The 1,017-nt window shown below is 31.1% G+C and carries 2 protein-coding genes; both read left to right on the top strand.

The features are described 5' to 3' along the window. Positions 1-302: barstar family protein (locus GBH57_RS15940; RefSeq protein WP_235904736.1), on the top strand; the 302-nt coding region annotated here is incomplete at its 5' end. Then, entirely contained in the window at positions 303-794 is a 492-nt protein-coding gene (locus GBH57_RS15935; protein WP_151675492.1) for a DUF4274 domain-containing protein, read from the top strand. It abuts the gene before it with no gap. Positions 795-1,017: the final 223 nt, after the last annotated feature.

Here is a 1,017-nt window from a genome sequence, read left to right as displayed (position 1 = left end):
CGTTGTCTTTAATGCTGAAAAAAATGTTAACCATCAAAATACAGGGAAATAACTTTTCAAATCTTGCTGATTTTTTTGATGAAGTCGAGCGAAAAATGACGAAAGGATTGGATTGGAAAATTGGGCAGAATTTAAATGCGTTTAATGATGTATTGCGTGGAGGATTTGGCATTCACGATTGTGATGAAGATTATAAATTGATTTGGGAAAACAGCCAAAAGAGTAAATCTGAATTACAAGAGTTTACTACAATTATTGAGATGATAAACGAAAATGAATGTGCAAAACTCGAATTGAGATAAATGATAATTCGTCCAAATAAAATATTACTGATTAAAAAGAATTTTATAGAATTCTCATTCGATGACGATATTGAAAATGACGTAGAAACAATTCCTGATTTTAAAAAATTCCAAACGCTAAATTCAGCGGAGCAATATTATCTTGCGGACAATTATAATTGGGATGACGGAACAATTGTTTTGGATTGGATAATTGATAGTCCAAAATGCGACAAAGGAACTGCTTGTATGATTTTTTGGCGTGCGGAACCAGATTATTATTACAATTACACCGCAGAAACTATTGAAGATTATCAAGCGGATGTTTGGCATCTACTTCAAAAAATTGTTGAGAGATTTAAGAAAGACGATTTTAAATCGAGTAAATTTAAGTTTATTCCAGCCAACGAAGGTTATAAAACTGATTGGAAAATCAAGTTAGATGTTTGGAAATTTCCAACTGAATTGAATAACGGAATTAAAGGCAAAAAACCGTTCGGATTTGGATTGTAAAAAAGCAAAACTTACGGAAAGCACTAAAGACAACAGTGTATAAAAAACATAGGGCATTTTTATGGCTTAACCGAAAGTTCTGTGCATATTAATAAAGTCCGCTAAATATAAAATTTGGCGTTTATAATAAAAAAGATAAAAGCAAAATATTTATATTTAGCTAAGTAATAAACCGAAACGATAGTGCTTATTAACTGCCCTACGTTTCTTATACGTTAACGTT

The sequence above is a fragment of the Patiriisocius marinus genome, assembly GCF_008974325.1.
Lineage (GTDB): Bacteria > Bacteroidota > Bacteroidia > Flavobacteriales > Flavobacteriaceae > Patiriisocius > Patiriisocius marinus.
Note: the sequence above shows the minus strand (reverse complement) of the source record. Positions and strands in the feature narration are given on the sequence as shown.